Source organism: uncultured Allobosea sp. (genome assembly GCF_945956895.1).
Taxonomy (GTDB): Bacteria; Pseudomonadota; Alphaproteobacteria; order Rhizobiales; family Beijerinckiaceae; genus Allobosea.
The window spans coordinates 1-8,134 of sequence record NZ_CAMFJF010000091.1 but is presented as its reverse complement, the minus strand read 5'-3'; the positions used below and the strand labels follow the sequence as shown (position 1 = coordinate 8,134).

Genomic DNA, 8,134 nt, shown 5'->3' with positions numbered 1-8,134 from the left:
CCGCTGCTTCGACGCGCCGATCAGCGAGGCCGGCATCGTCGGCACGGCGATCGGCATGGCCGCCTATGGCCTGAAGCCCTGCATCGAGATCCAGTTCGCCGACTACATGTATCCGGCCTATGACCAGATCGTCTCGGAGGCGGCACGCCTGCGCTATCGCTCGGCCGGCGACTTCACCTGCCCGCTGGTGATCCGCATGCCGACCGGCGGCGGCATCTTCGGCGGCCAGACCCATAGCCAGAGCCCGGAAGCGCTCTTCACTCATGTCTCGGGCCTGAAGACGATCGTTCCGTCCAACCCCTATGATGCCAAGGGCCTGCTGATCGCTGCGATCGAGGACCCGGACCCGGTGATCTTCCTCGAGCCGAAGCGGCTCTATAACGGCCCCTTCGACGGCCATCACGAGCGCCCGGTCACGGCCTGGTCGAAGCACGACCTCGCGGAGGTGCCGGACGGCCATTACACCGTGCCGCTCGGCAAGGCGGTGACGCGGCGCGAGGGCTCGGCCGTCACCATCCTCGCCTATGGCACGATGGTCCATGTCGCGCTGGCCGCCGCCGAGGACACCGGCATCGATGCCGAGGTCATCGACCTGCGCACCCTCGTGCCGCTCGACCTCGAAGCGATCGTAGCCTCGGTGCAGAAGACCGGCCGCTGCATCGTGCTGCACGAGGCGACGCTGACCTCCGGCTTCGGCGGCGAACTTGCTGCCTTGGTGCAGGAGCACTGCTTCTACCATCTGGAGGCGCCGGTGATGCGCGTTACCGGTTGGGACACGCCCTATCCGCATGCGCAGGAATGGGACTATTTCCCCGGCCCCGCCCGCCTTGGACAGGCGTTGCTAGATATCATGGAGGCACGCTGATGGCCGAGCGCATCATCAAGCTGCCGGATGTCGGCGAAGGCATCGCGGAAGCGGAACTCGTCGAATGGCACGTCAAGATCGGCGACATCGTCCGCGAGGACGATCTGCTCGCAGCCGTCATGACCGACAAGGCGACGGTGGAGATACCCTCGCCGGTCGAGGGCGAGGTCATCTGGGTCGGCGCCGAGGTCGGCGATACCGTCGCGATCGGCTCGGCGCTGGTGAAGCTCAAGGTCGCGGGGGAGAGCGGCGCGGCCGAGGAGCCGAGTGGCGGCCTCGCGGGGAACCAGTCCGTCATTCCGGGGCAGGCCGAAGGCCTGAGCCCGGAACCCAGAACCGATGCGTCTGATCGTAAAGGCGCCGGCGGCGGGGAGCCCATTTCGGACAAGCCATCGGCTCTGGGTTCCGGGCCCTTCGCTGGCGCGAAGTCCCGGAATGACGTGGTTGGTTCGACCGCCAAGCCCACCGTACCGCCGCCGAAAGCCGCGCGTGCCGATGTTGCTCCCATCCAGCGCCGCGCGCCGGGCGAGAAGCCGCTGGCCTCGCCGGCCGTGCGCCTGAAGGCGCGCGAGGCCGGGGTCGATCTGCGTCAGGTCCAGGGCACGGGTCCTGCCGGCCGCATCACCCATCAGGATATCGACGCTTTCCTGCTGCGCGGCCCCGAGCCTGCCCGTGGCGGCGGGCTCGTCGAGCAGAGCGCCGTCACCGAGGTCAAGGTCGTCGGTTTGCGCCGCCGCATCGCCGAGAAGATGGCGCTGTCGAAGTCGCGCATCCCGCACATCACCATCGTCGAGGAGGTGAACGTCTCAGCCCTGGAAGACCTGCGCGCCACCCTCAACAAGAAGCCGACGCCCGAGCGGCCGAAGCTGACGCTGCTGCCCTTCCTGATGCGCGCCATGGTCAAGGCGCTCGCCGAGCAGCCGGCGCTGAACGCGCTCTACGATGACGATGCCGGCATCGTGCGCCAGCATGCCGCGATCAATATCGGCATCGCCACGCAGACGCCGACCGGCCTGATCGTGCCGGTGGTCAAGCATGCCGAGGCGCGCGATCTCTGGGGCTGCGGCATCGAACTCGCCCGCCTCGCCGAGCGCGGCCGCGACGGCACCGCGACGCGCGACGAGCTGACCGGTTCGACCATCACCATCACCTCGCTCGGCGCGCTCGGCGGCATCGCGACGACGCCGGTGATCAACTACCCGGAAGTCGCCATCGTCGGCGTCAACAAGATGGTTGTCAGGCCCGTTTGGGACGGCACCACCTTCGTGCCGCGCAAGATGATGAACCTCTCCTCCAGCTTCGACCACCGCGTCATCGACGGCTGGGATGCCGCCGTCTTCGTGCAGCGGCTGAAGGAGCTGCTGGAGAACCCGGCCACGCTCTTCGTGGATATGTGACGTGATGAAGCTCGGAAACACCGCGTCATCCCGGACAAGCCGCGTCAGCGGCGCAGATCCGGGATCCATCGCAAGGCGCAGCGCTTTACGATGGATCCCGGCGTTCCGCTTCGCTCCAGCCGGGATGACGGCGAGGTTCCACCGCATGATTCCGACCCGTTATGGCGAGGGCCGCGTATGACCGAGATCACCTGCAAGCTCCTCGTCATCGGCGCCGGCCCCGGCGGCTATGTCTGCGCCATCCGCGCCGGCCAGCTCGGCATCGACACCGTCATTGTCGAGAGCACCAGGCTCGGCGGTTCCTGCCTCAATGTCGGCTGCATCCCGTCGAAGGCGATGATCCATGTCGCCGAGGAATTCGAGAAGGCGACGGAAGCCGCGACCGGCAAGACGCCCTTCGGCTTGACCGCCGCCGAGCCGAAGCTCGACCTGAAACAGGCCGTGGCCTGGAAGGACGGCATCGTTCAGCGCCTCAACAACGGCGTCGCCGGCCTGCTGCGCAAGGCCAAGGTCAAGATCGTCCATGGCAAGGCCCGCTTCCGCGACGGCAAGACCGTGGTTGTCGAGACCGAGACCGGCCCGAAGACGATCCAGGCCGAGGCCATCGTCATCGCCACCGGCTCGGCCCCGGTCGAATTGCCCTTCCTGCCCTTCGGCGGCAACGTGATCTCCTCGACCGGCGCGCTGGCGCTGAGCGAGGTGCCGAAGCGCCTTGTCGTGGTCGGCGGCGGCTATATCGGGCTGGAGCTCGGCACCGCCTTCGCCAAGCTCGGAGCCAAGGTCACGGTCGTCGAGGCGCAGGACAAGATCCTGCCGCTCTACGATGCGGAACTGACCGGCCCCATCTCCAAGCGCCTGACCGCGCTCGGCGTCGAGGTGCTGACCGGCGCCAAGGCGCTCGGCCCGACGGCGAAGAGTGACGGCCTGCGCATCGAGACGGCCGACGGCAAGGAGCGCAGCCTGCCGGCCGACAAGATCCTGGTCACGGTCGGCCGCAAGCCGGTCACCGACGGGCTCGGCCTCCAGAACCTCGTGCTCGATATGGATGGCCGCTTCATCCGCATCGGCGAGCGTTGCGAGACCGCGATGCGCGGCATCTACGCCATCGGCGACGTCACCGGCGAGCCGATGCTGGCCCATCGCGCCATGGCGCAGGGCGAGATGGTGGCGGAGATCGTCGCCGGCCTGCCGCGCGCCTGGGACAAGCGCGGCATCGCGGCGATCTGCTTCACCGATCCCGAGATCGTCTCGGTCGGCCTTTCGCCTGACGAAGCCAAGCGCGCCGGCCACGAGCTGAAGATCGGCCAGTTCCCCTTCGCCGCTAACGGTCGCGCCATGACCCGCCATGGCGAGGCCGGCTTCGTCCGCGTCGTCGCGCAGGCCGGCAGCGAACTGGTGCTCGGCATCCAGGCGGTCGGGCAGGGCGTTTCCGAGCTTTCGGCGGCTTTCGGACTCGCGATCGAGATGGGCGCAACCTTGCAGGACATCGCCGGCACGATCCACGCCCATCCGACGCTGGGCGAGGCCTTCCCGGAAGCGGCGATGAAGGCTCTGGGCCACGCGCTGCATATCTGAGCGGGGCCCGGCGCTCCGCTCCAAGAAAAGGCGCGGGTCATCCCGGCCGTAGCGCAGCGAAGAGCCGGGATCCATGCCGGAGCGCTTCCGATAGAGGTTCCGGAATGGATCCCGGGTCTCCCTTCGGTCGCCCGGGATGACCCGCGTTTGGTTCTGACAGGTAGCAGCGCCCGCGACTGATCCGCGCAGGCAGTCGGCTACGATGCATACAATCTTGACATTGTCTGCATCGAGCGCGATCTGAGGGGCGACGCCGAACGAGCGGCGCCGTCCTGAGGAGACATTCCATGTCCGGCGAGCACTGGCCGCCACTCTCTCCGCTCAAGACCGGCCTGCGCGGCCGCTGCCCGCGCTGCGGGCAGGGCAAGATGTTCGAGGGCTTCCTCAAGCTGAAGCCGAAATGCGAGAATTGCGGCCTGGATTATTCCTTCGCCGATCCGGCGGACGGTCCGGCCTTCTTCGTGATGATGTTCGTCTGCATCCCGGCCGCGGCCTTCCCGCTCTGGCTGGAGCTGAACTATAACCCGCCGACCTGGGTGCATCTGGTCACGACGCTGCCGCTCATCCTGCTGACCTGCATTCCGCCCTTGCAGCCGCTCAAGGGCTGGCTGGTCGCCTCACAATATTTCCACAAGGCCGAGGAAGGCCGGCTCGCGCGCCCGGTGCCGCAAGAGAAGCCGGTCGCTTCGAACTGAGCTGACGGCGCGCTCAGCCTCCGTCGCGGATCAGCCCGGCGAGCAGACCGAGCGCTTCCGCCAATCGCGCTCGCTCGGGAATTGCGCCGAGCGCAATCCGGATCGCATCCGGCGCCACGCCGCCCGCGCTGAACGCGTCCGCCGCCATCACGCCGAGCCCGGCCTCGCGGGCGCGTTCGATCAGGCGGTCGCGCGCCCAATGCGCGGGCAGGGGCTGCCAGACATGCAGGGCATGCGGATGCGCCTGCATGGTTTCGGGCAGAATTCCCCGTGCTAGCAACTGCCGTTCGGCCGCCTCGCGCCGCACACCATCCAGCAGGTCTTTCGCTGCGCCGATCCTGATCCAATGCGCGGCGAGCGCCGTCATCAGGGGCGCAGGCATGAGCGCGGTTGCCCGCAATGCCGCGAGGAACGGAGCGCTGTCGACCCCTTCCGGCGTCACCACGAAAGCCGTGCGCAGGCCGGGTGTCAGCACCTTGGACAAGGTCGCGACATGCCATGTCCGCTCCGGCGCCAGCGCGCAGAGCGGCGCGGGCGCATCGCCGGCGAGCAGGCTGTAGGGATCGTCCTCGATCAGGGTGAGGTCGCGGTGCCGGGCGACGGTGATGAGGTCGATGCGGCGCCTTTCCGGGATCGTGATGCAGGTCGGGTTCTGCAATGTCGGCGTCAGCGCGAAGAGCCGCGCTCCGGAGCGGCGGGCAGCCTCGTCGAGCGCGTCCGGCATAGGGCCGTCGGCATCGCTCGTTACCGGCGCAATCGTCAGCCCGCGCTGCCGCGCCGCGCCGATCAGGCCGGGATAGGTCAGCGGCTCCGTCAGGATCGTGTCGCCGGACCGGGCCAGCAGCGAGAGCAGGGCATTGAGCGCGGTCTGGGCTCCCGGCACCACGGCGATGCGCTGCGGCGGAACCGCGTCCATCAGGGGCGCGAGCCAGGCCGCGCCGGCTGCGCGCTCCGCCAGCGAGCCAGCCCCTCCGTGATAGTTCATCAGCTGGTCGGCATCGCTGCGCGCCAGAATCTCGGCGATGCCGCGCTGCATGAGTTCGCCCAGCCGCAGGCCTTTCGGCGCGGGCGGGATCGTCATGCTGAGATCGAGCGGCGGGCCTTCCTGTTCCTGCCGCGCCGAGATGAAGGAGCCGCGCCCCGTCACCGCATCGATCAAACCGCGCTCGCGGGCTTCGCCGAAGGCGCGCGTCACCGTGGTGAGATCGACGGCGAGATGCTCGGCCAGTCGCCGCTGCGGCGGCAAACGGTCGCCCGGCCGCAGCAGCCCGTTCGCGACGGCCTGTTCGAGCTGCGCGACGATCTGCAGATAGCGCGGTCCCGCCGCCGGATCGAGCCGGCCGGTCCAGTGGAGCCCGTCATCGCTGTCGGCCATCGCCAAACTGGTTTCCATACATTCATTGGATTGTAGGTATCGCATAGCGTGACCTGGCTCTCCGCGCCAGTGCCATGCCGCAGCCGCCGCCCGCTTTCGCCGAGATGCCGGTGGTGGCGGGCTTCCTCTCCTGTCATAGAGCGGTTTCAGCCGGGACCGGAGACAGGGCATGGCACGCCTGCGCCTCGATGCGCTCGACCGCAAGATCATAGCGGAATTGCAGATCAACTCGCGCCTCTCGGTGCAGGACCTGGCCGAGCGGGTCGGGCTCTCCGCCTCGCCCTGCGCGCGGCGCATCCGCATCCTGGAGGAGGCAGGCGTCATCACCGGTTATGCCGCGATCATCGACCAGACCAAGGTCGGGCTGCCGATCAGCGTCTTCGTCTCGATCAAGCTGGAGCGTCAGCGCGAGGACGAGCTCGACCGCTTCTCGCAGGCCGTGGCGCGCTGGCCCGAGGTGGTCGACTGCTACCTGATGACCGGCCAGCGCGATTACCTGCTGCGCATTGTCGTGCGCGACCTGCCGGCCTATGAGCGCTTCCTCAAGGACAAATTGACCCGCCTCGACGGCGTCGCCTCGATCGAGTCGAGTTTTGCGCTGGGACAGGTGAAGCGCTCGAGCGCGCTCCCGCTCGCGGCGGTGCCCGAGGAGGATTGAGGCCAAGCTGACGGGGCGCGGAAACACGCCGTCATTCCGGGGCATGCCGCAGGCATGAGCCCGGAACCCAGAGCCGATGCGTCTTGGGGAGCAAGCGCATCGGTCGCCGCCCTCTTGAGTAGCGGCATCGGTTCTGGGTTCCGGGCTCTTCGCTGACGCGAAGCCCCGGAATGACGGTGGTAGCATCCTACCGCTCCGCCGAAGCCGCCCAGATATTGATCCCGCCGTCGATCGCGTGCCTGTCGATCGCGGCCAGCTCCTCCGCCGAGAAGTCCGGGTTCTTCAGCGCCGCGACACAGTCCGTCACCTGTTCCGGCCGGCTCGCGCCGATCAGCGCTGAGGTCACGCGCCCGCCGCGCAGGACCCAGGCGATCGCCATCTGGGCGAGGCTCTGGCCGCGCGCCTTGGCGATCTCGTTCAGCGCCGCGATGCTCCTGAGATTGGCCTCGCTGAGAAAGCCGTCGCGGAAGGAGGGTGCCTTCTTGTCGGCGCGGCTGCCGGCCGGGACGCCCTTCAGGTATTTGTCGGTCAGCATGCCCTGCGCCAGCGGCGAGAACACGATCGAGCCGATGCCTTCCGCGTCGAGGGTGTCGAGCAAGCCGTCCTGCTCGATCCAGCGATTGAGCATCGAATAGCTCGGCTGGTGGATCAGGCAGGGCGTGCCGAGCCGGCGCAGGATCGCGACCGCCTCCTGCGTGCGCTTCGCGTTGTAGGAGGAAAGCCCGACATAGAGCGCCTTGCCCTGGCGCACGATGGCGTCGAGCGCGCCCATCGTCTCTTCCAGCGGCGTGTTCGGATCGAAGCGGTGCGAATAGAAGATATCGACATAGTTGAGCTTCATCCGCTTCAGGCTCTGGTCGAGGCTGGAGATCAGGTATTTGCGGCTGCCCCATTCGCCATAGGGTCCGGGCCACATCCGGTAGCCGGCCTTGGTCGAGATCACGAGCTCGTCGCGGTAACCAGCGAAATCCTGGCTGAGGATCTCGCCGAAAGCAGTCTCGGCCGAGCCGGGCGGGGGGCCGTAATTGTTGGCGAGGTCGAAATGGGTGATGCCGAGGTCGAAGGCCGTGCGGCAGATCTCGCGCATGTTGGCGTGGCTGCCGGTCTCGCCGAAATTCTGCCAGAGGCCGAGCGAGAGCGCCGGGAGCTGCAAGCCGCTGCGGCCGCAGCGGTTGTAGCGCATCGCGTCATAGCGGTTCGGATTGACCATGGCGTGCCTCTCAATCGATTGAATGGGTCATAAAATGAAAGCCCGGTGGCGTTTCGTCCACCGGGCTTTCCGGATAAGGGGCACCCCTTTATCAAATCCGCGCCGTCATTCCGGGCGACCGAAGGGAGACCCGGAATCCATCGCAGGGCACTGCGCTCTACGATGGATTCCGGATCGGCGCCGCTGACGCGGCTTGTCCGGAATGACGAGTTTGGTTCTCCTGAGCCATACGATCACGCCGCGGCGTAACCGACCGTGCCCTTGATCTCCAAGAACTCCTCGAGGCCGAAATCGGCGTATTCGCGGCCGTTACCGGACTGCTTGTAGCCGCCGAACGGCGCGCCCGCGTCCCAGGCCGG

8 protein-coding genes are annotated in these 8,134 nt (G+C 67.7%); 5 read left to right on the top strand and 3 right to left on the bottom strand.

Features of this window, described 5'->3' with window-relative positions; all coding sequences use genetic code 11:
• From Q0Q02_RS21810 to Q0Q02_RS21795, 4 genes are all read left to right on the top strand, one after another.
• A partial coding sequence (locus Q0Q02_RS21810; RefSeq protein ID WP_293812671.1) for an alpha-ketoacid dehydrogenase subunit beta occupies positions 1–865 on the top strand: 865 nt, incomplete at its 5' end.
• Positions 865–2,262, top strand: a complete 1,398-nt coding sequence (locus tag Q0Q02_RS21805; RefSeq protein WP_293812670.1) for a dihydrolipoamide acetyltransferase family protein — start codon at positions 865–867, stop codon at positions 2,260–2,262. The genes Q0Q02_RS21810 and Q0Q02_RS21805, both read left to right, overlap by 1 nt.
• Positions 2,263–2,439: 177 nt before the next feature.
• A complete protein-coding gene (gene lpdA / locus Q0Q02_RS21800; protein WP_293812668.1) occupies positions 2,440–3,837 on the top strand; it encodes a dihydrolipoyl dehydrogenase in 1,398 nt (465 codons plus the stop codon).
• A 287-nt stretch (positions 3,838–4,124) separates the two neighbouring features.
• Positions 4,125–4,532 carry a DUF983 domain-containing protein gene (locus tag Q0Q02_RS21795; RefSeq protein WP_199087114.1) on the top strand — a complete coding sequence of 136 codons (408 nt, stop codon included), beginning with the start codon at positions 4,125–4,127 and terminating at the stop codon, positions 4,530–4,532.
• A 13-nt stretch (positions 4,533–4,545) separates the two neighbouring features.
• On the opposite strand, the gene Q0Q02_RS21790 is transcribed toward Q0Q02_RS21795, so the two are convergent.
• Positions 4,546–5,907: a PLP-dependent aminotransferase family protein gene (locus Q0Q02_RS21790; RefSeq protein WP_293812666.1), complete on the bottom strand. Its 1,362-nt coding sequence runs from the start codon at positions 5,905–5,907 to the stop codon at positions 4,546–4,548.
• Between the two features lie 169 nt (positions 5,908–6,076).
• On the opposite strand from Q0Q02_RS21790, the gene Q0Q02_RS21785 reads away from it, so the two are divergent.
• On the top strand, positions 6,077–6,565 hold the full coding sequence (locus tag Q0Q02_RS21785; protein WP_293812665.1) for an Lrp/AsnC family transcriptional regulator: 489 nt from the start codon (positions 6,077–6,079) through the stop codon (positions 6,563–6,565).
• A gap of 187 nt (positions 6,566–6,752) precedes the next feature.
• On the opposite strand, the gene mgrA is transcribed toward Q0Q02_RS21785, so the two are convergent.
• Both mgrA and Q0Q02_RS21775 read right to left on the bottom strand, forming a co-directional pair.
• On the bottom strand, positions 6,753–7,775 hold the full coding sequence (gene mgrA, locus Q0Q02_RS21780; RefSeq protein WP_293812663.1) for an L-glyceraldehyde 3-phosphate reductase: 1,023 nt from the start codon (positions 7,773–7,775) through the stop codon (positions 6,753–6,755).
• A gap of 233 nt (positions 7,776–8,008) precedes the next feature.
• The coding region (locus Q0Q02_RS21775; RefSeq protein ID WP_293812673.1) for an aldehyde dehydrogenase family protein at positions 8,009–8,134 on the bottom strand (126 nt) is incomplete at its 5' end.

Coding starts and splice junctions, on each gene's coding strand:
- Q0Q02_RS21790 (WP_293812666.1), bottom strand. CDS start 5,907: ATGGCCGACAGCGATGACGGGCTCCACTGGACCGGCCGGCTCGATCCG.
- Q0Q02_RS21805 (WP_293812670.1), top strand. CDS start 865: ATGGCCGAGCGCATCATCAAGCTGCCGGATGTCGGCGAAGGCATCGCG.
- Q0Q02_RS21795 (WP_199087114.1), top strand. CDS start 4,125: ATGTCCGGCGAGCACTGGCCGCCACTCTCTCCGCTCAAGACCGGCCTG.
- lpdA (WP_293812668.1), top strand. CDS start 2,440: ATGACCGAGATCACCTGCAAGCTCCTCGTCATCGGCGCCGGCCCCGGC.
- mgrA (WP_293812663.1), bottom strand. CDS start 7,775: ATGGTCAATCCGAACCGCTATGACGCGATGCGCTACAACCGCTGCGGC.
- Q0Q02_RS21785 (WP_293812665.1), top strand. CDS start 6,077: ATGGCACGCCTGCGCCTCGATGCGCTCGACCGCAAGATCATAGCGGAA.